The sequence below is a fragment of the Micromonospora sp. NPDC047670 genome, from assembly GCF_043204915.1.
GTDB lineage: Bacteria > Actinomycetota > Actinomycetes > Mycobacteriales > Micromonosporaceae > Micromonospora.
Window position 1 is genome coordinate 945,211 of sequence record NZ_JBIDDA010000001.1, and the last position, 21,087, is coordinate 966,297.

A 21,087-nucleotide genomic window follows, 5' to 3' on the forward strand; every position below is an offset into this window, starting at 1 on the left:
GTCCCGGTCGCCCGGGCACGAGAGAACTATACACAGCCCCCGTCGCATGGTCATCTCGCGGGGTCCTGACCCGCCGGCGGCTCAGTTGAGCGCCACGTCCGGCGGGAAGTGCGCGACCGCCGCCATCATGCCGCCCTGCCGGCGCAGCACCATCGGCCACAGGTCGTCGGGCCGGTCGACGAAGGCGTCGCCGGGAAGCGCGTCCAGCACGAACCAGGAGCCGTCCTCGATCTCCTGCTCAAGCTGGCCGGAGCCCCAGCCGGAGTAGCCGGCGAAGACCCGGATGCCGCTGATGCCCTCCCGCAGCCGCTCCGGGTCCACCGACAGGTCGAGGGTGCCGACCGCGCCGGAGACCTGGTGGAAGCCCTTGAGCCGCTGCACCGGGTGGCGCATCCGGGCCAGGCAGATCGCCGAGTCGGGCTGCACGGGCCCGCCCTCGAAGAGCACCGCCGGATCGCGGGCCAGGTCGCTCCAGTCGCCGAGCACGTCGGCGACCGGCACCTCGGTGGCCCGGTTGAGCACCACGCCGAGGGCGCCGCCGGGCTCGTGCGCGACCAGCAGCACGACCGTACGGTCGAAGTTCGGGTCCTTGAGCGCCGGCGTCGCGACCAGCAGCCGCCCGGTCATCGACCCCGTAGCCCGCCCGCCGATCGCCTGCCCCTCTCCCTGCATGCCGGACACCCGTCAGACCGACCGCACCGGGACGCCCGGGGGCACCGGTGCCATCCGCGCTGTCAACGCCATGCCTGGCACCATAGCCTGCCCTCGGGGCGGTGGCTAAGGTCTGACGGTCGGGTGATCGACAGACCTGAGGGAGGACCGATGGGTGTCACGGCGGAAGTCGCGGTGATCGGGGGCTCGGGGCTCTACGCGCTGCTCGACGGCGCGACCGAGCACGAGGTGGACACGCCGTACGGGCCGCCGTCCGACGCGGTCACCGTCGCGGAGGTGGGCGGCCGGCGGGTGGCCTTCCTGCCCCGCCACGGCCGTGACCACCGCCACCCGCCGCACCTGATCCCCTACCGGGCCAACCTCTGGGCGCTGCGCTCCCTCGGCGTACGCCAGGTGCTCGCCCCCTGCGCGGTGGGCGGGCTGCGGCCGGAACTCGGGCCGGGCACCTTCGTGGTGCCGGACCAGCTCATCGACCGCACCAGCGGGCGGGCGCAGACCTACTTCGACCGGGGCGCGGTGCACGTCTCGTTCGCCGACCCGTACTGCCCGGCCGGTCGGCGCACGCTGCTCGCGGCGGCGGCCCGGCGGGACGTCCCGGCGGTGGACGGCGGCACGGTGGTGGTGGTCGAGGGCCCGCGCTTCTCCACCCGCGCCGAGTCGCGCTGGTACGCCTCGATGGGCGGGACGGTGGTCAACATGACCGGGCACCCGGAGGCGGTCCTCGCCCGCGAGCTCGCCCTCTGCTACTCCTCCATCGCCCTGGTCACCGACCACGACGCGGGCGTGGAGGGCGGCGAAGCGGTGACGCACGAGGAGGTGTTCCGGGTCTTCGGCGAGAACACCGACCGGCTGCGGGGCCTGCTGTTGGAGGCGATCGCCGCGCTGCCCGCCGAGCGGGACTGCGACTGCGGCCGGGCCCTGGAGGGCATCACGCTCCCCATCACCCTGCCCTGAGGGACGGGCAGCGGCGAAAAGCCCGAGCTGCCCGAGCCGCCCCGATACATTCAGGGACGATGGCAACGGTCCGCGACACCACGTACGACCTGCTGCGTGCCCTCGGCCTGACCACCGTCTTCGGCAACCCGGGCTCCACCGAGGAGCCGTTCCTGCGGGACTTCCCGGACGACTTCCACTACGTGCTCGCCCTGCACGAGGCGTCGGCGGTCGGGATGGCGGACGGCTACGCCCAGGCCACCGGCCGGCCGGCGCACGTCAACCTGCACACCGCGCCCGGCACGGGCAACGGCATGGGCAACCTGGTCACCGCGTGGCACAACCGGACCCCGCTGATCGTCACCGCCGGCCAACAGACCCGGGACATGCTGCTGCTCGAGCCCCGGCTGACCAGCCGGCGGGCCACCGAGCTGCCCCAGCCGTACGTGAAGTGGAGCCACGAGCCCGTCCGGGCGCAGGACGTTCCGGCGGCGCTGATGCGGGCGTACGCGACCGCCGTGCAGCCGCCCGCCGGGCCGGTCTTCCTCTCCCTCCCCCTCGACGACTGGGCGCAGCCCGCCGGCCCGCCCCCGCCGGTGCGTACGGTGGCCACCCGGTTCGCGCCCGACCCGCAGCGGCTGCGGGAGTTCGCCGCCGTGCTGGCCGCCAGCCAGGCGCCCGCGCTGGTGCTCGGCGCGGCCGTGGACCGGGCCGGCGGGTGGCCGGCCGCGGTGGCGCTGGCGGAGCGGCTCGCGGCGCCCGTCTGGTCGGCTCCCGCCCCGGAACGGGCCGCCTTCCCCGAGGACCACCCGCACTTCCGCGGGGTGCTCCCCTTCGCGATGCGACCGCTGGCGGAGGCCCTGGACGGGCACGACACCGTGCTGGTGGTGGGCGCGCCGGTGTTCCGCTACTACCCGCACGTGCCGGGCGACCACCTCCCCGTCGGCGCCCGCCTGCTGCACGTCACCGACGACCCGGACGAGGCCGCCCGCGCCCCGGTCGGCGACAGCCTGCTCGGTGACGCGGGGCTGGCCCTGGCCGCCCTGGTGGACCTGCTGCCGGCGGCGGACCGGTCGGCGCCGCCGCCGCGCCCCGCCCCGCCCCCGCCGCCGGACGGGCTGCCGCTGGCCCCGGACGCGCTCTTCGCGGCCCTGGCCCGGCACTGGCCCGCCGACGGGGTGCTGGTCCAGGAGTCGCCCTCGAACCTGCCCGCGCTGCGCCGGCGGCTGCGCAGCACCCGGCCGGGGTCGTACGTCACGATGGCCAGCGGGGGCCTCGGGTTCGGCCTGCCGGCGGCGGTCGGCATCGCGCTCGCGCAGCGCGACACCGGCCGGGGCCGCCCGGTGGTCGCGGTCATCGGGGACGGCTCGTTCCACTACTCCGTGCAGGCCCTCTGGACCGCCGCGCGGCTGCGGCTGCCGCTGGTCGTCGTGGTGCCGGTCAACCAGCAGTACGCCATCCTGAAGGCCTTCGCCGACTTCAAGCAGACGCCCGGGGTGCCCGGGCTGGACCTGCCGGGGCTGGACATCACCGCCATCGCCCGCGGCTACGGCTGCACGACGGCGGTGGTGGAGACCCCGGACCAGCTCGGCGACGCGCTGGCCGCCGGACTGCGGGCGGACGGTCCGACGGTGCTGCCGGTGCCGGTCAGCACGGAGGTGCCCCGGCTCCTGTGACCCGCCGCCCCGCCCGCACCGACCCGCTCCGCGCGGCGATCCGAGCGGTGGGCCGCCGGCGTCAGCTCACGGTGAGGCGCAGTGGCGCGCCGGTGAGCACGTCGAGCACCGGCCGGTCGCCGAGCGGCGCCTTCAGCGTGGCGGTGACCGGTTCGAGCTTCATCATCGCGTTGCACGGGCCGGTGGCGGTGGTGACGCCGCCGCCGACCACCACCACGTCGTCGCGCTCCTGCACCAGCGGGGTGATCGCGGTGTCGCAGCTACCCACCCCGAGCCGCCAGGTCAGCGTGGCGCCGTCGACGGACCTGAGGTCCTGGGCGCCGACCACGCCCTGCGGGGCGGGGTTCGCCGGCGCGGTCGGCTCGGGCGCGGCGGCGACGGCCGACGGCGCCACGGCGATCCGGGCCACCGGCGCGGAGAGCCCCTCGACGGTGAACAGCCACGCCGGCACCTGCGCCTCGCCGCGGCTGGTGCGCACGGGCGCGGCGCCCAGCTGCACGGCGGTGACCGTCAGCGGGACGCAGGCGGTGAACGGGGTGCTGCTGACCGGGCCGTCCGGCCCCGGCTCGACGGTGGGGCCGCCGGCGCCGGGCCGGCCGGGGAACTTCGGCCCGGCGGGGCCCTTCGGCCGGCCGCCGCACGGCGGCGGATCGCCCTGGTCGAGCTGCCCGTAGGCCTCTGCCGCGCTGATCAGCGGAACGGTGAGGGAGCCGTCCGGGAACCGGACGGTGCCGTCGGCGGGCTTCGCGGCGGACAGGTCGACCTGGTCGCGGTACCAGCCGTTGCGGAAGGCGGCCTCGGTGTCCGGGGTGAAGCCCGGATCGCCCACCAGGACCGTCGGGTCCTGCAACGGCAGGTATCCGGTCGTCCACGCCGGGCCCGGTCGCCACGCCGAGGCCACCTCGGTGGCCCTGGACGTGAACGCGTCCCGGCGGGGCTCCGAGTCGGTCAGCGTCGGCTCGGAACCGGCCGGGGCGCAACCGGCGACGATCATCAGCAGAGGCAGGCCCAGCAGGGCGGCGGTACGGCGCATGTCGGTTGGACGCCGGGGCGTCGCCGCCGGTTCCCACGCCCTCAGGTCTCTCCGCCCAGATCCGTCTCGTACGCCTGCCAGAGGAGGTCCGCGCCGCGCTGCCGGTGTCGCGCGAGGGCGCGCACCAGGTGCCCGGCCCGGCCGAGCAGGTCGTCGGCCGACGCCTCCGGCAGCTCCGCCGCCCGGTGCAGGGCGGCCAGCGCGGCGGCGATCGCGAGGTGCTCCCGGGCCAGCAGCCGCACCCCGCGTTCCAGCCGGGGCGCCTGCCCGAGCAGTTCGGCGTAGAGGCCGGCGGGTCCCTCGGTGAGCCGGACGTGCTCCGCGAAGCCCTGCCGCACGGGGCCCAGCCGGAGCAGGACCCGTGCCCGCCAGCGCGGGTCGGCCGGCGGGGCCGCCAGGGCCCGGATGAGGGCGCGCAGGTCACCCAGTGGGGTGCCGGAGGGCCGGCGCGCGGTGGGCGGCCCGGTGACGGTGGACGGCTGCTGGATCGGACCGGTGACCATGGGCACCTCCCGCGTCGCGTCTGAGCGCGTACAGCGATGGTGGACCCTCGCGTCTGCCCTGTCCAGGGGCGGTGCCGCCACATCCGCCCCGGTGGCAACAGGCGGCCCCGGCGCCCCATCGGCCCCGCCTGCCGGGCCCGGACATGACGATGCGCCCCGGTCCGGTGGACCGGGGCGCATCGACTGGTGGTGGAGGTGCCGGGAATCGAACCCGGGTCCTTCGCCGCCTTGTCAGGGCTTCTCCGAGCGCAGCTCGCTGTGCCTCTACTCGGCCCCTCCGATCACGCGAGCGAGTCGGTGTGACGGGCCCAGTCGCTGATTGATCTCGCCGCACGGACCCCGCGACCGGGTCCGATTGGCCAGCCTTCTAGCTGATGCCGGCTAACTGGGTCGAAGGCGCTCCCAGGCCGACAGACTTGCTACTCGCCTCAGGCGGCGAGAGCGAAGTCAGCGCGATTGTTCTTGGCGCTTATTGGTTTCCGACGAACGATTCTCGAGACGACGTCGGCTTCCTCGGCTCGCTTCCCCTGCCGCAACGTACGAAGTCGAAACCAGTCACCCCCTCGATGGGCCGCCCCTGTCGGCGGCTCCACCAAGCCTAACGCCTGCCGCAACGGGTTTCATCCCGAGGCCCGGCTCGGCGCGCCGAGCCGGACAAGGCGGACAGATCAGTCATCCATTCCCTTGCCGCGCCGGCCGGCGACCCGGGCGATCTCCCGGTCCGCGTCCCGCTTGGCGAGGTCCTGCCGCTTGTCGTACGACTTCTTGCCCTTGGCCAGGGCGATCTCCACCTTCGCCCAGCCGTCGGAGAAGTAGACCTGCAACGGCACCATGGTCAGGCCGCCCTCGCGGGTCTTGCCGATCAGCCGGTCGATCTCCAGCCGCTTGAGCAGCAGCTTGCGGGTCCGCCGGGGCTCGTGGTTGGTCCACGTGCCCTGCGTGTACTCCGGGATGTGCATCCCGTGCAGGTAGAGCTCGCCGTTGCGTTCCTGCGCGAACGCGTCGACCAGCGACGCGCGCCCGGCCCGCAGCGACTTGACCTCGGTGCCGGTCAGCGCCATGCCCGCCTCGTAGGTGTCGAGGATCGAGTAGTCGTGCCGGGCCTTCTTGTTGGAGGCGACGACCTTGCGTCCCTTTTCCCGTGGCATCGGCGCCACCCCCTTTCCGTGTGAACCCGCGCCCGGAGCGACCGGCCGCGGGGCGGAGATCATGCTACCCGAACGACAAGGACCCTCCCGCGCCGTTTATTCCTGGCGCGGAAGGGCCCGTCGAGCCGTACGGAGGCTAGACCCGCAGGTAGAAGCGGAGGGTGACCCAGGCGGTGACCGCGCTGACCAGGCCGCCGACGCCGGCCATCAGCGGGAACATCACCAGGATGTCGCCCCAGCTCACCGGGGACAGCAGGCCCTGCAGCGCCTGGAGTGACCCGTCGAAGAGGAGGTACTTCGCCGCGATCAGGGCCACCAGGCCGAGCAGCGAGCCGATCAGGCCGGCGACCACGGCCTCCAGCACGAACGGCGCCTGGATGAACCAGTTCGACGCGCCGACCAGCTTCATGACCGCGACCTCACGCCGCTTGCTGTACGCGGCGACCTGGATCGTGTTGGCGACCAGGAGCAGCGCGGCGACGGCCATCACGATGGCGGCGGCCAGGGCGATGTTCTGGATCGAGGTGAGGATGTCGAAGATCTTGTCCAGCAGCCGGCTCTGGTCGACGATCTCGTCGACCCCCTCGGCGTCCTTGTACTGGTCGTAGATGCTCTTGTACTGCTCAGGGTTGTTCAGCGTGAGCCGGAACGACTCGGGCAGGCTGTCCGCCTTGACGGCGCTGAGCAGGTCCGGAGCGTCCTGGAACATCTCCTGGAAGCGCTTGTACGCCTCGTCCTTGTTGACGTAGATGACCTCCTTGACCAGCGGGTCGCCCTTCAGCTTGGCGTCCAGCGCGTCACGCTGCTCGGGGCTCACCTCCTGGTCGAGGAAGATCGAGACCTGGATGTTCTTGTAGTAGAGGTCCTTCATGTCGTCGACCTGGCGGTACATGAGACCGCTGGCGCCGAGCATGGTCAGCGAGACCGCCATCGTGATGATCATCGCGATGGTCATGGTCACGTTGCGCCACAGTCCGACCAGTACCTCGGACAGGACGTATTTCACGCGCATCGGGATTTCCTCCGGGTCTCCGGCATGAGGTGTTCGTCGTCAGGCTGCGCAGGGGTGGCGTCGGCTCAGCCGTAGACGCCGCGGGCCTGGTCGCGCACGATGCGGCCGCTCTCGATCTCGATGACCCGACGGCGCATCTGGTTCACGATGTTGGAGTCGTGCGTGACCATCACGACGGTCGTGCCGGTGCGGTTGATCCGGTCCAGCAGGCGCATGATCTCGATCGAGGTGTCCGGGTCCAGGTTTCCGGTCGGCTCGTCCGCGAGCAGGATCAGCGGACGGTTGACGAACGCCCGGGCGACGGCGACCCGCTGCTGCTCACCACCGGAGAGCTCGTGCGGGTAGCGGTGCTCCTTGCCACCGAGCCCCACCAGCTCCAGCACCTCCGGCACGACCCGGCGGGCGACCGCCTTGGTCTTGCCGATCACCTCGAGGGCGAATGCCACGTTCTCGTAGGCGGTGCGGTTCGGCAGCAGCCGGAAGTCCTGGAACACGCAGCCGATGGAACGCCGGAAGTGGGGTCGCTTCCACGAGCGCATCGACGTGACGTCCTTGCTGTTGACGATGACCCGGCCCTTGTTGGGCGAGACCTCGTGCAGCAGCAGCTTGATGATGGTGGACTTGCCGGAGCCGGATGGACCGATGAAGAAGACGAACTCGCCCTTCTCGATCGAGACGGACACGTTGTCGAGCGAAGGCCGGGACGCCTTCGGGTACGTCTTCGTCACTTGCTCAAGCTGAATCACGGGTGGTGAGTCTACGCGGTGTAACCGAAGAGCCAAGCCCCACGCCCCGCCGTTGCGAGTCGCGTCATCTATTTGCCACGGATCGCGAAGATCGACGACGCGCTCCGCCCGCGCATGATCACGCTGAGTCGCCGGCCATCTGCTGCTGCTTGCGCCACCGGATGCCGGCCTCGATGAAGGCGTCCAGATCGCCGTCGAAGACCGAGGACGGGTTGCCCGTCTCCTGCTCCGTCCGCAGATCCTTCACCATCTGGTACGGGTGCAGGACGTACGAACGCATCTGGTCGCCCCACGAGCCGGCGGCGTCGGTCTTGAGGCCCTGGAGCTTGGCCTGCTCCTCCTGGCGCTTGCGCTCCAGCAGCCGGGCCTGGAGCACCCGCAGCGCGGACGCCTTGTTCTGCAACTGCGACTTCTCGTTCTGACAGGTGACCACGATGCCCGTCGGGATGTGGGTGATCCGGACCGCGGAGTCGGTGGTGTTGACGCTCTGCCCGCCCGGGCCCGAGGAGCGGTAGACGTCGATCCGCATCTCGTTCTCGGGGATCTCGATGCTGTCGGTCTGCTCCACCACCGGCAGCACCTCGACGCCGGCGAAGCTGGTCTGCCGGCGGCCCTGGTTGTCGAACGGGCTGATCCGGACCAGCCGGTGGGTGCCCGACTCCACGCTGAGCGTGCCGTAGGCGTAGGGCACCTTCACCGTGAAGGTGGCGGACTTCAGGCCCGCCTCCTCGGCGTACGAGGTCTCGTAGACCTCCGTCGGGTAGCCGTGCCGCTCGGCCCAGCGCAGGTACATCCGCAGCAGCATCTCCGCGAAGTCCGCCGCGTCCACGCCGCCGGCGCCGGCCCGGATGGCGACCAGCGCCTCCCGGGAGTCGTACTCGCCGGAGAGCAGGGTGCGGACCTCCATCTCCTGGATGGCCTTGGTCAGCCCGGCGATCTCCGCCTCGACCTCGGTGAGCACCCCGGGGTCGGACTCGGCCTCGGCCAGCTCCAGCAGCACCCCGGCGTCGTCGAGCCGGGAGCGGAGGCTGCCCAGCTTGCTGATCTCGCCGTTGACGTACGACAGCTGCGAGGTCACCTGCTGCGCCTTGGCCTGGTCGTCCCACAGGTCGGGCGCGGAGGCCTCCTGCTCCAGGCGGGCCTTGTCCTCCCGCAGCCGGTCGATGTCGAGCACCGACTCGATGTTGCGCAGGGTGGCGTCGAGGTCCTTGAGCTGTTCGGCGTAATCGGCAGCGGTCACGACAGACAAGGGTACTGCGCGTGCGAGGGGTGGGCGTGCGAGCCCCGCGGTCACGAGCGGAAAGATGTCACCGCGCCCGGGCGCGGGGGTGGGCGTGCGCGTCCCGTCGTCACGAGCCGGAAGGGTGTCGTGCGGCCTGCGGCGGACCGGGCCGGGCGGCGCGGGCGGTCAGCCGACCGGGGCGCTCTTCAGCCAGGACAGGGCCGCCTTGTGGTAGGCGACGGCGAACTCCAGCGCGCTGGCGTCGTACGTCTCGCCTTCCTTCTTGGCGTTCTTGACCTGCTCGCGGACCTTGGCGAGCGCCTCGGTGTGGTATTCGTTGGCCGCGGCCTGGAGGTTCTTGAGCTGGCTGGCCGAGTGCAGGTTGCCGAAGGCGATCCGCAGGGCGATCGGGTTGCGGATGGTGTCCCGCCCCGGGTCCTCCGCCAGCCAGCGGGAGAACGTCCGTTTCCCGGCTGCGGTGATCGCGTACGGCTGGCTGGAGCGCGGCCCGGGCTTGCCCATCCGGACGAGGCCCCGCTCGGCCAGCACCGGCAACTCCCGGTAGACCTGACTACGGGTCATCGACCAGTACGGCGCCAGCCGACGCTCGGCGGCGGCCATCAACTGGCCACCTGTCATGGGGCCCTCATGGAGCAGCCCGAGCAGGGCCGCCGCCGTGGGGTTGACTCCGGAATCCGCCATGCCCCTCACGCTGCCACTTTGCCGTCGTGGCGTCCAGGATTTCACGGTTTCGCCACCCGGTAGGGCTTCCTATGTGCACTGTCGGCGCGAGACAGTCCGCGCCGCAGTCGCGCTGCCTCAGAGCCGGCTGCGCAGCTCCCACAACTCGGGGTAGAACCGGGTCTCCACCCGGGAGCGCAGGTACGCCCCGCCGGCCGAGCCCCCGGTGCCCGGTTTGGTGCCGATCTGCCGCTCGGCCATCAGCACGTGCCGGGCCCGCCACAGCGAGAACGCCTGGTCGTGCGCGACGAGGGCCTCGGCGAGGTCCCACAGCGGCCCGAACCGCTCCCGGTCCGCGGCGATCGCGGCGTACGCCGAGAAGCGGGCCTCCGCCTCGGAGACGTCGAAGCCGGACCGGCCGAGCACCGCCAGGAAGCCGTCCCAGAGACTCGGCTCGGCCAGCCGCCGCTCCAGCCGCTCCCGCTCCGCGTCGGGCAGCCCCCGGAACCGGCGCAGGTAGTCCGGGTCCTTCAGGCCGGAGAGGAACTCGATCTCCCGGAACTGGGCGGACTGGAAGCCCGACGCCGGGGCGAGCTTGGTGCGGAAGGCCAGGAAGTCCTGCGGGGTCATCGTGTCGATCACGTCGACCTGGCCGATCAGCACCCGCTCCACGACGTGGCAGCGTTCCAGCCGCACCCGGGGCAGGTAGGTCTCGCCCGCCAGCATCCGGTCCCGGGCGTCGCTCAGCTCGGAGAGCAGCAGCTTGAACCACAGCTCGTAGACCTGGTGGATGGTGATGAAGAGCAACTCGTCGTGGGAGGCCGGGTCGGACTCCGGCACCTGCGCCGCCAGCAGGTCGGCCAGCCGCAGGTAGTCGCTGTAGGTGAGCAGGCCACCCTGCTCGCCGAAGCGGGGGTCGTGCGTGGGGGTGGGGTGGGTCACAGCGGCCACGGTACCGCCGGGCGCGTGCCCCCGCCGCCCGGGCGAGGGCCGGGCCGGCCGCCGGCGACGCGGGTCGCGCCGCCGACGGCCGTCGCCGGTTCAGCCCATGTGGGGGTACGTGTGGTCGGTGGGGGCGACGAAGGTCTCCTTGATCGTCCGGGGCGACATCCACCGGACGAGGTTGTGCCAGGAGCCCGCCTTGTCGTTGGTGCCGCTGGCCCGGGCGCCGCCGAAGGGCTGCTGCCCGACCACCGCGCCGGTCGGCTTGTCGTTGATGTAGAAGTTGCCGGCCGCGTACCGCATCTTCTCGGCCACCGCGTCCACCACCCGGCGGTCGGTCGCGAAGATCGACCCGGTCAGCGCGTACGGCGCGATCGACTCGGCCTGCGCGACCACGTCGTCGAAGCGGGCGTCGTCGAAGACGTGCACGCCCAGGATCGGCCCGAAGTACTCGGTGGTGAACGTCTCGTGCGCCGCGTCGGTGCACTCGAACAACGTCGGCCGGACGAAGTAGCCGACGGAGTCGTCGGCGGTGCCCCCGGCGATGATCCGGCAGGCGTCGTCGCCGGAGATCAGCTCCAGCGCGGCGCTGTGCCGGTCGAACGCCTTGGCGTCGATCACCGCGCCGCCGAAGTTCGCGAAGTCGGCGACGTCGCCGTAGGTGAGCGACTCGGTGGTGGCGGCCAGCCGGTCGCGCAGCCCGCCCTCCCAGAGCGACCGCGGCACGTACGCCCGGGACGCCGCCGAGCACTTCTGGCCCTGGTATTCGAAGGCGCCCCGGATCAGCGCGGTGTGCAGGGCGTCGACGTCCGCGCTGGTGTGCGCGACGACGAAGTCCTTGCCGCCGGTCTCGCCGACCAGGCGCGGGTAGCCCCGGTAGCGGGAGATGTTCTCGCCGACGGTCCTCCACAGGTGCTGGAAGACCTTGGTGGATCCGGTGAAGTGGATGCCGGCCAGGTCGGGGTCGGCGAGCACGACGTCGGAGACCTCCTCGCCGCGCCCGGTGACCATGTTGATCACGCCGGGGGGCAGGCCGGCCGCCTCGAACAGCCGCATGGTGAAGTGCGCGGCGAACTGCTGGGTCGGGCCCGGCTTCCAGACCACCGTGTTGCCCAGCAGGGCCGGCGCCGAGGGCAGGTTGCCGGCGATCGCCGTGAAGTTGAACGGGGTGATCGCGTAGACGAAGCCCTCCAGCGGGCGGTGGTCGAAGCGGTTCCACACGCCCGGCGACGACATCGGCTGCTCCTCCAGCAGCCGGCGCGCGAAGTGCACGTTGAACCGGAGGAAGTCGACGAACTCGCAGGCCGAGTCGATCTCGGCCTGGATGGCGGTCTTCGACTGGCCCAGCATGGTGGCCGCGTTCAGCGTGTCCCGCCAGGGACCGGCGAGCAGCTCGGCGGCGCGCAGGAAGATCGCGGCGCGCTCGGGGAACGGCAGGGCCCGCCACATGGGGGCGGCGTCCTTGGCGGCCTTGACCGCCGCGCGGGCGTCGTCGTGGGTGGCGTGCGCGGTGACGCCGAGCACGTGCGCGTGCTTGTGCGGCTGCACCACGTCGATCGACTCGCCGGCGGCCATCCGCTGCTCACCGGCGATGGTCATCGGCAGGTCGATCCGCTCGGCGGCCAGCTCGGCCAGCCGCCGCTGGAGCCGTTCCCGGTCGACACTGCCCGGCTCGTAGTTGCGCACCGGCTCGTTGCGCGGCTCGGGTACGGAGAACACGGCGTCCATCAGGGCTCCTGGCGATCTCGACAGCGGTGGCGAAATCGGACCCGCGGGCACCGGCCGGACGACCGGGGCCGGACGCCGCGGGGTGACCGGTCGCGGCGGCGGGACCTCGCCCGATTGTTTCACGGCTCGCCGCCCACCCCGCCCCCACCACCGCCGACCGGCGGAGGAGCCCTCCCACGGGCCGAGCAGGAGCTTCGTGTACCCGGCCGACGCGCTGGCGGGCGGAGCCGTGGCGGCGGGCGGAGCCGTGGCCGGGAGTGCGTGCGGGGCGCGGCCGTGGGCGGGAGGGCGGACCCGACGGGCGCGTACGCTGGGTGGCCGGTGAACTGCCGGCCCCGCCGCGGGCCGGGCGTCCGTCGGAGGGAAGAGGATGACCAAGCAGCCCGGCAGCTCCGCCGCCGCGGAGTCCGACCAGCCGGTTCCGGCGGCCGACGCGACCGCCGTCGAGCCGGAGCGGCAGCCGGGCCCGGCCGACGCCGTCGGGTCAAACCGGCCGGCCGCCGGGGAGGACGGGACCGCTCCGTCGCTCGCGCCCGGCGCACCGGCGCTCGCGCTGCTGGCCCTCGGCTGGCTGGCCGCGATGCTCTGGTCGACCCGCGAGGCGATCGACTCGGCGGCCGCCGGGGTCACCGCGATCAGCCTCTCCGCGTTCGCGCTGCCGGGGGTCATCTCGGCCGCGCTGGTCGCCGGCGCCGCCTTCGCCCTCTTCGGCGTCGACCTGCTCGCGCGCCGGGGCAGCGACCGGGTCACCCTGCGCTTCGTGGCCGCGATCGGCACCGGCCTGCTGGTTGCGCTCGCCGCCGCGTTCGCGATCAACCTGACGTACGCCGACAACGCGACCACCAACGTGATCGCCGGCACCACCGCCGCCGCGGCGACCATCGGCGGGGCCATCGCCGGCGCCCGCACGGCGCCCGTCGTCGGGGCCGTGGTCGCCGCCGCCCTCGGCACGCTGATCTTCGTGGTGGCCTTCAGCCGGGCCCGCGACCCCCTCTTCGACCTCTTCGGGGCCGGCGACACCCAGGAGTCGCTGCTCACCGCCGCCAAGTGGGTGTCGCGCACCGAGTCGCTGCTCGCCGGCCTGGTGGCGGGGCTGCTCGCCTTCGGCTACCTGACCTGGGCCCGGCGCCGGGCCGCCCGGCGGGACCCGGCGACGCCCGCCCCGCGCTGGCCCGCGTACCTGCTGGCCGGGGCCGGCCCGGGCCTGCTCCTGCTCCTCGCCGAGGTGGTCATCCGGGTCGGCGGCCGCTCCCTGCTCGACCTGGCCGGCGCGCTGAGCGAGGCGGACGCGGTGGCGCAGACCTCGCTGGGCACGTCGCGGGTCGACAACGCCATCTGGGTGCTCTTCGTCGGCGCGCTGACCGCGATGATCGCCTTCGGCCGCACCCTGGGCCCGGCCCGGTCCGACGACGAGCCGGACGAGGCCGCCCCCGCCCGCTGACGGCCGCCCCCGCCCGCTGACGTCCCGTCGCGGTCGGCGACGGGACGGCTCAGGAGGTGGCGCGGAGCAGCAGGTCCAGCTCGGAGACGTCGTACCACTCCAGCTCGTGGTCCTCGGCCCCGTCGACCGTGAACTGCGCGTCCGGGTCGCCCGCGAGGGCCTCGGTGACCACCTCCGCCGCCGCGGCGACGTCCTCGGCCGCGTCGACGCCGTCCACGTGGATCGCGGCCACGGCGGCGACGGGCACGGGCGCGCTCAGGTCGACCGCGCTGGAGCCGAGCTCCCCGTCACCCCGGCCGACCGCCGAGGCGGGCAGGTCCACCGAGACGACCACGCGGCGGCGCGGCGCGGCGGCGTCGGCCCGGAGCAGCTGGAGCGCGTCCTGGGCGGCGCGGGTGAACGCGACGTACTCCAGCTCCTCCTCGTCGCCCTCGGCGTACCACTCCCGCAGGGTGGGGGTCACCGCGTGCGCGGCGGCCACGGGCAGGCCGGGCCCGCGCAGGAGGGTCAGCATCGGGACGGTCGCCGGCACGTACACCCGGACAAGCTCCTCGGTCACCGGTCGTCTCCCCCGCTCAGGTCCTCCGCCGGCCTCCGCCGGTCCGGCGCCGATCATGCCGTACGCCGTGACCGTCATACACCTCGCACCTGCCCGGCGGAAGCTCCCGGCCGGTGTGTCCCCCGGACACGTCGGTGCGGGTACCCGTCCGCCGGCTGGGCCCTGTCGGCTGTCGGTGGCAAACTGAACCAAACGACGCCGACCCCGGGGGTTTCCGTGGAACCGAGGTTCCTGCTGCTCTCCGACGTGGCCACCGAGCTGAACGTGTCGGACTCGCAGGTCTACCACATGGTGCGCAGCGGAGAACTGCCCGCGATCAAGATCGGCGGCCGGGGCCAGTGGCGCGTCGAGCGCGCCCGGCTGGAGGAGTACATCGAGCGCAAGTACGCCGAGACGGCCGAGTGGGTGCGGAGCAACCCGCTGGCGGAGCGCGACCCGGAGTAACCGCGCCGATCCCCACAGGCATTGACCGGCGGCTCTGCCGTGCCCGAGAATGGGACGTGTTCGAAGGCAAACGCAGGCAAACGCAAGATCATGGGAGGGTCAGGATGACCGACTCGCGCCGCCCCGGTCCGACGCGGCCTCCCGTCCGACTGCGCCCCGCGCCCTCGTTCGAGCCGCCGTTCGCCGACGAGGACGCCGCCCACTGGCCCGCCCCGGCGCACGCCCAGCTCGCCCTCGACCTGTTCGAGCCCGCGCGCCGCGAGGCCGACCGGCCACCCGGCCGCCGGGCGCGGGTGTCGCCCGCCCCGGCGGGACCGGGGCGCGGACCGGCCACCCCGCTGCCTTCCGGGGCGCTGGTGACCGCGACCGCCGAGGCCACCCGGGCCGCCCACCGCTTCGTCAGCACCTGCCTGGAGGTGCTCAACGGCTACCGCCCGCCCGGGCAGCTCCGACCGCTGCTCGACCCGGCCCGCGCGGCCGGGCTGCTGCCCGAGCTCGCCCGCGCCACCGCCCGGTCCGGCCCGGTGCGTCGCCGTTCCACCCGGCCCGTCACCCGGCTGCGTCGGCTGCGGGTCTGCGAGCCGCGCGCCGCGGCCGTGGAGGCCGCCGCGGTGCTCGCCGGCGCGGGCGGGCGCACCTGGGCGATGGCGCTGCGCCTGGAGCACCGCCGCGGCACCTGGCTCTGCACCGCCCTCCAGGTCCTCTGAAACGCGATCGAGCCGCGGTCGGCGAGGACCGCGGCTCGATTGCTCCGGCGGGGCGCACGCCCCGCCCGCCTGCTGGTCAGGCGCCGCCGTTGGGCGCGCCGTGGCAGCGCTTGTACTTGCGGCCGGACCCGCACGGGCACGGCGCGTTGCGGGACGGACCGTTGCCGGCCTCCGCCTGCCCCGGCGCCGAGCGGCGGCCGGCGTTCGCGGCGACGGCCGGGCCACGCAGGCCCGTCGCCGGGCGCTGCGGCGCGGCCGGGGCGGTCGTCCCCGGCGCCGCCGGCGCGGCCGGGGCCGGCCGGCCGACGCCGAGCGCCGGCGCCTGCTCCTCGGCGCGCTCGACGGCCACCGCGCCCGCGCCGGCCTCGCCGTCGATGGTCGGCGCCGAATACTGCAGGCCCTGCTGCTGCGGCGTCCGGCCCAGGCCCTTGGCCCGGATCTCGACCGGCTTGTCGAGCAGCGTGACCTCCTCGGCCTCGGGCTCCGGCTCGTTGACCTGGACCTCGAGGTTGTAGAGGAAGCCGACCGTCTCCTCCTTGATGCCGTCCATCATGGTGGCGAACATGTCGAAGCCCTCGCGCTGGTATTCCACCACCGGGTCGCGCTGGGCGTACGCCCGCAGGCTGATGCCCTCCTGGAGGTAGTCCATCTCGTAGAGGTGCTCGCGCCACTTGCGGTCGATCACCTGGAGCAGGACCATCCGCTCCAGCTCGCGGGTGCCCTCCGTGCCGAGCTGCTCCTCGCGCCGGTCGTACGCGGCGTGCGCGTCCTCCTTGAGGCGGGAGAGCAGGAAGTCCGCGTCGATGCCGGCCCGGGAGCCGCCGGCCTCCTCCTCCAGCTCCTCGATCGTGACGCCGACCGGGTAGAGCTGCTTCAGGCTGGACCAGAGCTGCTCCAGGTCCCAGTCCTCGCCGTAGCCCTCGGAGGTGGCGCCCCGCACGTACGCCTCGACGACGTCGTCGATCATGTTGCGGACCTGGTCGGAGAGGTCCTCACCGTTGAGCACCCGCAGGCGCTCGGCGTAGATCACCTGGCGCTGCTTGTTGAGCACCTCGTCGTACTTGAGGACGTTCTTGCGGATCTCGGCGTTCTGGCCCTCGATCTGGGCCTGCGCGCTCTTGATCTGGCGGGTGACCATCTTCGACTCGATGGGCACGTCCTCCGGGATGTTGAAGCGGTCCATGACCGCCTCGACGGCACCGGAACGGAAGCGCTTCATCAGCTCGTCCTGCAGCGACAGGTAGAACCGGGACTCGCCCGGGTCACCCTGCCGGCCGGAGCGGCCGCGCAGCTGGTTGTCGATCCGGCGCGACTCGTGCCGCTCGGTGCCCAGCACGTAGAGGCCGCCGACGGCGGCGACCTCCTCCGCCTCGGCGTCGCAGGCCTGCTTCCACTTGGGCAGGACCTCCTCCATCGCCTTGGCGTACTCCTCCTCGTGCTCGATCGGGTCGAGGCCACGCTGGCGGAGCTCGTTGGCGGCGAGGAACTCGGCGTTGCCGCCGAGCAGGATGTCGGTGCCCCGGCCGGCCATGTTCGTCGCGACCGTGACCGCGCCCTTGCGACCGGCCTGGGCGACGATCTCGGCCTCGCGGGCGTGGAACTTGGCGTTCAGCACGGAGTGCGGGATGCCGCGGCGACGCAGGAGCTGGGAGAGGATCTCGGAATTCTCCACCGAGACCGTGCCGACGAGCACCGGCTGGCCCACGGCGTGCCGCTCGGCGATGTCCTCCACCACGGCGTTGAACTTGGCCTTCTCGGTCTTGTAGATCACGTCCGGCCGGTCCTGCCGGACCATCGGCCGGTGGGTCGGGATGGTCACCACGCCGACCTTGTAGACCTTGTTGAACTCGCCCGCCTCGGTCTGGGCCGTGCCGGTCATGCCGGAGAGCTTCTCGTAGAGGCGGAAGTAGTTCTGGAGGGTGATGGTGGCCAGGGTCTGGTTCTCCTGCTTGATCTCCACCCCCTCCTTGGCCTCGATCGCCTGGTGCATGCCCTCGTTGTAGCGGCGGCCGTGCAGGATGCGGCCGGTGAACTCGTCGACGATCAGGACCTCGCCGTCGCTGACGATGTAGTCCTTGTCGCGCTTGAAGAGCTCCTTGGCCTTGATGGCGTTGTTGAGGTAGCCCACCAGCGGGGTGTTCACCGACTCGTAGAGGTTGTCGATGCCCAGCCGGTCCTCGACCTTCGCCACGCCGCGCTCGGTGACGGCGATGGTCCGCTTGGCGTAGTCGACCTCGTAGTCGCCCTCGCCGTCCTTGCCGGGCTGGAGCCGGGCCACCACGCCCGCGAACTCGGAGTACCAGCGGGCGGAGTGCTCGGCCGGGCCGGAGATGATCAGCGGGGTGCGGGCCTCGTCGATCAGGATCGAGTCGACCTCGTCGACCACGGCGAAGTTGTGGCCGCGCTGGACCAGCTCGTCCCGCGACCAGGCCATGTTGTCGCGCAGGTAGTCGAAGCCGAACTCGTTGTTCGTGCCGTAGGTGATGTCGCACTCGTACGCGGCCCGGTGCTCGGCGGCCGGCCGGTTGGGCAGGACCACGCCGACGGTGAGGCCGAGGAACTCGTGCACCCGGCCCATCCAGGCGGCGTCGCGCTGGGCCAGGTAGTCGTTGACCGTGATGACGTGCACGCCCTTGCCGGAGAGGGCGTTGAGGTAGACCGGCATGACCGAGGTCAGGGTCTTGCCCTCACCGGTCTTCATCTCGGCGATGTTGCCGAAGTGCAGCGCCGCGCCGCCCATCACCTGGACGTCGTAGGGGCGCTGGCCGAGCACCCGGGCGGCCGCCTCCCGGCACACCGCGAAGGCCTCCGGCAGCAGGTCGTCGAGGGTCTCGCCGTCAGCGAGCCGCTCCTTGAACTGCTCGGTCATGCCGCGCAGCTCGTCGTCGGTGAGGTTGACGTAGTCGTCCTCGATCGAGTTGACGGCGGCGGCGATGGCCTTGAGCCGGCGCACCATACGGCCCTCGCCCGCGCGGAGGACCTTTTCCAGAATCGACACGGATCAACGCTCCCCTAGACAGTCTCGAACCATCGTAGGCGCTCCATCGGCGTGATGGTCACTGGTGGCGGCCCTCCGACCCGGCGAAACCGACATAACTCGCTCGGCGCCCGCCGTCCCGCCGATATCCGGTTACGCCGTCCGCGAACGATCCGGCACGATGGCTCGGGTGGAACCCGTGGAGATCACCGAGGACGGCCTGTTGCTACGACCCTGGCGGGCGACCGACGCCGACGTGGTGCACCGGGCATGCCAGGACCCGGACATCCAGCGCTGGACCACCGTACCTCGCCCGTACCTGCCCGAACACGCCCACAGGTTCGTCACCGAGGTCGCTCCGGGGGACTGGGCGGCCGGCACCGGGGCCCCGTTCGCGGTCTGCGACCCCGCCACCGGCGAGGTGCTGGGCTCCTGCGGACTGGTGTCGATCGACGCCGGGCACGGCACGGGCGAGATCGGCTACTGGACCGCACCCTGGGCCCGCGGCGGCGGCGTCACCGTCCGGGCCGCCCGGGCCGTCGCCCGGTGGGCCTTCGAGACCCGCAAGCTGCGCCGGCTGATCTGGCAGGCCGAGGTCGGCAACCACGCCTCCCGCCTCGTCGCGCTCCGGACGGGCTTCCGCGTCGAGGGCCGGCTGCGGCTGGCCGACCCCGCGCCCGACGGCGGGCCGGAGGGCTGGATCGGCTCGCTGCTCCCCGGGGAGGTGCCCGCCCCCGGCGAGACCGGGCCGGCCGGGCCCGGCACCCTGGAGGCCCGCCGGGCCGCCGTCTTCGGCCGGCCCCAGCCCGTCCTCTTCGCCGGCGCCGGCGGCGGCGAGGTGCGGCTGCGCCCGATGGAGGAGCGCGACTTCGCGGCGATCGTGCAGACCTGCCGGGACCCGGAGACCATCCGGTGGACCAGCGTGCCCGACCCGTACGAGCCGGCCGACGCCGAGTCCTACCTGACCTACTCGCGCGGCGCCTGGGCGGGCGGCACCAGCGCCTGCTTCGTGGTCGCCGACGCCGAGGACCGGTACGCCGGCTCGATCGACCTGCGGCTCTGTCCCACCGATCCCCTGCTGGCCGACGTCGGCTTCATGACCGCGCCGGCGAGCCGGGGCCGGGGCGTCATGCCGGCCGCGCTGACCGCCCTCGCCACCTGGGGCTTCACCACGCTGGGACTGGCCCGCGTCGAGTGGCGGGCCAACGTCGGCAACACCGCCTCGCGCCGGGTCGCCGAGAAGGCCGGCTTCACGGTCGAGGGCACCGCCCGGGGCGGGCTCACGCACCGGGGCGAGCGGGTGGACACCTGGGTCGGCGCGCTGCTCGCCGGGGACCTGACGTGACGCCCGAGGTGATCGAGTCCGACGGGGTGCGGCTGCGGCCGTTCCGCCCCGACGACGTCGCGGACGTGGCCGCCGGCTGCGCCGACCCGGTGAACCTGCGGTTCAACCCGGGCATGCCGCAGCCGTACACCGAGGCCGACGCCCGCTGGTGGATCACCGAGGGCGCCCCGGCGGCCCGGGCCACCGGCGGGGCTGCGTACGCCATCGCCGACCGCGCCACCGACCGGCTGGTCGGCGGGGCGGGCCTCAGCCAGGTCGTGACGCCGCGCCGGCAGGCGGAGGTGGGCTACTGGGTCGCGCCGTGGGCGCGGCGGCGCGGCGTCGCGACCGCCGCCACGCGGGCCCTGGCCGACTCCGCGTTGCGGTGCGGGTTCGACCGGCTGGAGCTGCTGACCCACGCGGAGAACCCGGCCAGCCAGCGGGTGGCGCTCGCCGCCGGATTCCGCCACGAGGGGGTACGCCGGGCGGCCGGCCAGCTCCGCGGCGGCGGCCGGACGGACCTGACGGCCTGGGTGCGCCTCGCCGACGACCCGCCCGGCCCCGCTCCCCGGCTGCTGCCCGACCTGCCCGACGGCCGGCTCACCGACGGCGCGGTGACGCTGCGCCCGCTCGGCCCGGACGACGTCGACCTGATGTACCGCCTGCACACGCTGCCGGAGGTGGTGGCGAACCAGGCCCCGCCGGTGCCGCCCGCCCGGTCGGCGATCGAGGGGCGCTGCCGGTCGTCGGAGAGCGCATGGCTGACCGGCAGCATCGCCCGGCTGCTGATCCTCGACGCGGGCACCGACGAACCGGTCGGCAGTTGCGGGCTGTCCCACACCGACGCGACCGCCGGGGAGGCGAGCGTCGGCTACGCGCTGCTGCCCGCCGCGCGGGGTCGCGGGCTCGCCACCCGGACGGTGCGGCTCCTCGCCGGCTGGGCGTTCGGGCCGGCGGGGATCGCCCGGCTGGTCGCCGCCACCCTGCCCGACAACGTCGCCTCGCAGCGGGTGCTGGAGAAGGTCGGCTTCCGCCGGGAGGGGCTGCTGCGCGGCCGGCTGCCGGGGCTGGCGGGCACCCGGATCGACGACCTGGTCTTCGGGCTGCTCCCCGACGAACTCCGCTGACGGTCCCGGTGGCCGGGGGGGGGGGGGGGGGGGGGCCCCCCCCCCCCCCGGGGGGGGGGGGGGGGGGGGGGGGGGGGGGGGGGGGGGGGGGGGGGGGGGGGGGGGGGGGGGGGCCCACCGGGGGTGGGTGTCGGGCGGCGGAGATAGGCTGGCAGTCGTGCACCCCCCGTCCTGTCGGGCGAGGGGGATCTGTCGTGTGCCCGTCCACGCGT

19 protein-coding genes and 1 other RNA gene are annotated in these 21,087 nt (G+C 73.5%); 7 read left to right on the forward strand and 13 right to left on the reverse strand.

The genetic code is table 11. The features are described 5' to 3' along the window. Positions 1–81: 81 nt before the first annotated feature. Positions 82–672 (reverse strand): YqgE/AlgH family protein, encoded by a 591-nt coding sequence (locus tag ACGF7U_RS04565; protein WP_393102834.1) that lies wholly within the window; start codon positions 670–672, stop codon positions 82–84. A 150-nt stretch (positions 673–822) separates the two neighbouring features. Between ACGF7U_RS04565 and ACGF7U_RS04570 the strand changes: the two genes are divergently transcribed. Then, positions 823–1,626 carry an S-methyl-5'-thioadenosine phosphorylase gene (locus ACGF7U_RS04570; protein WP_393102836.1) on the forward strand — a complete coding sequence of 268 codons (804 nt, stop codon included), beginning with the start codon at positions 823–825 and terminating at the stop codon, positions 1,624–1,626. A gap of 59 nt (positions 1,627–1,685) precedes the next feature. Then, a complete protein-coding gene (gene mdlC, locus ACGF7U_RS04575) occupies positions 1,686–3,281 on the forward strand; it encodes a benzoylformate decarboxylase (protein WP_393102838.1) in 1,596 nt (531 codons plus the stop codon). Positions 3,282–3,342: 61 nt separating this feature from the next. On the opposite strand, the gene ACGF7U_RS04580 is transcribed toward mdlC, so the two are convergent. The 10 genes from ACGF7U_RS04580 to pruA form a co-directional block, all read right to left on the reverse strand. Next, complete coding sequence (locus tag ACGF7U_RS04580) at positions 3,343–4,314, reverse strand: hypothetical protein (protein ID WP_393102840.1); 972 nt, start codon at positions 4,312–4,314, stop codon at positions 3,343–3,345. Positions 4,315–4,355: 41 nt separating this feature from the next. Next, positions 4,356–4,817 carry a hypothetical protein gene (locus ACGF7U_RS04585; protein WP_393102842.1) on the reverse strand — a complete coding sequence of 154 codons (462 nt, stop codon included), beginning with the start codon at positions 4,815–4,817 and terminating at the stop codon, positions 4,356–4,358. Positions 4,818–5,004: 187 nt separating this feature from the next. Next, positions 5,005–5,380: a transfer-messenger RNA gene (ssrA, locus tag ACGF7U_RS04590) on the reverse strand. Positions 5,381–5,485: 105 nt separating this feature from the next. Then, positions 5,486–5,965, reverse strand: a complete 480-nt coding sequence (smpB, locus tag ACGF7U_RS04595; RefSeq protein WP_357867720.1) for an SsrA-binding protein SmpB — start codon at positions 5,963–5,965, stop codon at positions 5,486–5,488. Between the two features lie 136 nt (positions 5,966–6,101). Then, positions 6,102–6,977, reverse strand: coding sequence for a permease-like cell division protein FtsX (gene ftsX / locus ACGF7U_RS04600; RefSeq protein WP_393102844.1), 876 nt, complete (start codon positions 6,975–6,977; stop codon positions 6,102–6,104). Between the two features lie 65 nt (positions 6,978–7,042). Then, the gene (gene ftsE, locus ACGF7U_RS04605) at positions 7,043–7,723 is read right to left on the reverse strand and encodes a cell division ATP-binding protein FtsE (RefSeq protein WP_091097362.1); all 681 of its coding nucleotides are present in this window, start codon (positions 7,721–7,723) and stop codon (positions 7,043–7,045) included. A 118-nt stretch (positions 7,724–7,841) separates the two neighbouring features. Beyond that, on the reverse strand, positions 7,842–8,963 hold the full coding sequence (gene prfB, locus ACGF7U_RS04610) for a peptide chain release factor 2 (RefSeq protein ID WP_393102847.1): 1,122 nt from the start codon (positions 8,961–8,963) through the stop codon (positions 7,842–7,844). Positions 8,964–9,131: 168 nt separating this feature from the next. Continuing rightward, positions 9,132–9,647, reverse strand: a complete 516-nt coding sequence (locus ACGF7U_RS04615; protein ID WP_091097366.1) for a PadR family transcriptional regulator — start codon at positions 9,645–9,647, stop codon at positions 9,132–9,134. 117 nt (positions 9,648–9,764) lie between these two features. Then, positions 9,765–10,568: a tryptophan 2,3-dioxygenase gene (locus ACGF7U_RS04620; protein WP_393102849.1), complete on the reverse strand. Its 804-nt coding sequence runs from the start codon at positions 10,566–10,568 to the stop codon at positions 9,765–9,767. 99 nt (positions 10,569–10,667) lie between these two features. Further along, entirely contained in the window at positions 10,668–12,296 is a 1,629-nt protein-coding gene (pruA, locus tag ACGF7U_RS04625) for an L-glutamate gamma-semialdehyde dehydrogenase (protein WP_393102851.1), read from the reverse strand. Between the two features lie 370 nt (positions 12,297–12,666). On the opposite strand from pruA, the gene ACGF7U_RS04630 reads away from it, so the two are divergent. Further along, positions 12,667–13,737 carry a hypothetical protein gene (locus ACGF7U_RS04630; RefSeq protein WP_393102853.1) on the forward strand — a complete coding sequence of 357 codons (1,071 nt, stop codon included), beginning with the start codon at positions 12,667–12,669 and terminating at the stop codon, positions 13,735–13,737. Positions 13,738–13,786: 49 nt separating this feature from the next. Here ACGF7U_RS04630 and ACGF7U_RS04635 read toward each other — a convergent pair whose 3' ends face one another. After that, positions 13,787–14,296 (reverse strand): DUF6912 family protein, encoded by a 510-nt coding sequence (locus ACGF7U_RS04635; protein WP_393102855.1) that lies wholly within the window; start codon positions 14,294–14,296, stop codon positions 13,787–13,789. A 216-nt stretch (positions 14,297–14,512) separates the two neighbouring features. Here ACGF7U_RS04635 and ACGF7U_RS04640 point away from each other — a divergent pair, with 216 nt between their 5' ends. After that, positions 14,513–14,740: a helix-turn-helix domain-containing protein gene (locus ACGF7U_RS04640; RefSeq protein WP_350685633.1), complete on the forward strand. Its 228-nt coding sequence runs from the start codon at positions 14,513–14,515 to the stop codon at positions 14,738–14,740. 104 nt (positions 14,741–14,844) lie between these two features. Next, positions 14,845–15,447 (forward strand): Rv3235 family protein, encoded by a 603-nt coding sequence (locus ACGF7U_RS04645; protein ID WP_393102857.1) that lies wholly within the window; start codon positions 14,845–14,847, stop codon positions 15,445–15,447. A 76-nt stretch (positions 15,448–15,523) separates the two neighbouring features. Here ACGF7U_RS04645 and secA read toward each other — a convergent pair whose 3' ends face one another. After that, positions 15,524–18,445, reverse strand: a complete 2,922-nt coding sequence (gene secA / locus ACGF7U_RS04650; protein WP_393102859.1) for a preprotein translocase subunit SecA — start codon at positions 18,443–18,445, stop codon at positions 15,524–15,526. Between the two features lie 160 nt (positions 18,446–18,605). Here secA and ACGF7U_RS04655 point away from each other — a divergent pair, with 160 nt between their 5' ends. Together ACGF7U_RS04655 and ACGF7U_RS04660 are read left to right on the forward strand one after the other, a co-directional pair. Then, positions 18,606–19,769: a GNAT family N-acetyltransferase gene (locus ACGF7U_RS04655; protein ID WP_393102861.1), complete on the forward strand. Its 1,164-nt coding sequence runs from the start codon at positions 18,606–18,608 to the stop codon at positions 19,767–19,769. Then, positions 19,766–20,875 carry a GNAT family N-acetyltransferase gene (locus ACGF7U_RS04660; RefSeq protein ID WP_393102863.1) on the forward strand — a complete coding sequence of 370 codons (1,110 nt, stop codon included), beginning with the start codon at positions 19,766–19,768 and terminating at the stop codon, positions 20,873–20,875. Before ACGF7U_RS04655 ends, ACGF7U_RS04660 begins: the two co-directional genes overlap by 4 nt. Positions 20,876–21,087 lie beyond the last annotated feature (212 nt).

Excerpts from the sequence above, each read along its gene's own strand:
- ACGF7U_RS04580 (WP_393102840.1), bottom strand. The coding sequence starts at position 4,314 with ATGCGCCGTACCGCCGCCCTGCTGGGCCTGCCTCTGCTGATGATCGTC.
- smpB (WP_357867720.1), bottom strand. The coding sequence starts at position 5,965 with ATGCCACGGGAAAAGGGACGCAAGGTCGTCGCCTCCAACAAGAAGGCC.
- ACGF7U_RS04565 (WP_393102834.1), bottom strand. The coding sequence starts at position 672 with ATGCAGGGAGAGGGGCAGGCGATCGGCGGGCGGGCTACGGGGTCGATG.
- ACGF7U_RS04655 (WP_393102861.1), top strand. The coding sequence starts at position 18,606 with ATGGCTCGGGTGGAACCCGTGGAGATCACCGAGGACGGCCTGTTGCTA.
- ACGF7U_RS04615 (WP_091097366.1), bottom strand. The coding sequence starts at position 9,647 with ATGGCGGATTCCGGAGTCAACCCCACGGCGGCGGCCCTGCTCGGGCTG.
- ACGF7U_RS04585 (WP_393102842.1), bottom strand. The coding sequence starts at position 4,817 with ATGGTCACCGGTCCGATCCAGCAGCCGTCCACCGTCACCGGGCCGCCC.
- ACGF7U_RS04630 (WP_393102853.1), top strand. The coding sequence starts at position 12,667 with ATGACCAAGCAGCCCGGCAGCTCCGCCGCCGCGGAGTCCGACCAGCCG.
- pruA (WP_393102851.1), bottom strand. The coding sequence starts at position 12,296 with ATGGACGCCGTGTTCTCCGTACCCGAGCCGCGCAACGAGCCGGTGCGC.
- mdlC (WP_393102838.1), top strand. The coding sequence starts at position 1,686 with ATGGCAACGGTCCGCGACACCACGTACGACCTGCTGCGTGCCCTCGGC.
- ACGF7U_RS04645 (WP_393102857.1), top strand. The coding sequence starts at position 14,845 with ATGACCGACTCGCGCCGCCCCGGTCCGACGCGGCCTCCCGTCCGACTG.
- ftsX (WP_393102844.1), bottom strand. The coding sequence starts at position 6,977 with ATGCGCGTGAAATACGTCCTGTCCGAGGTACTGGTCGGACTGTGGCGC.
- ACGF7U_RS04570 (WP_393102836.1), top strand. The coding sequence starts at position 823 with ATGGGTGTCACGGCGGAAGTCGCGGTGATCGGGGGCTCGGGGCTCTAC.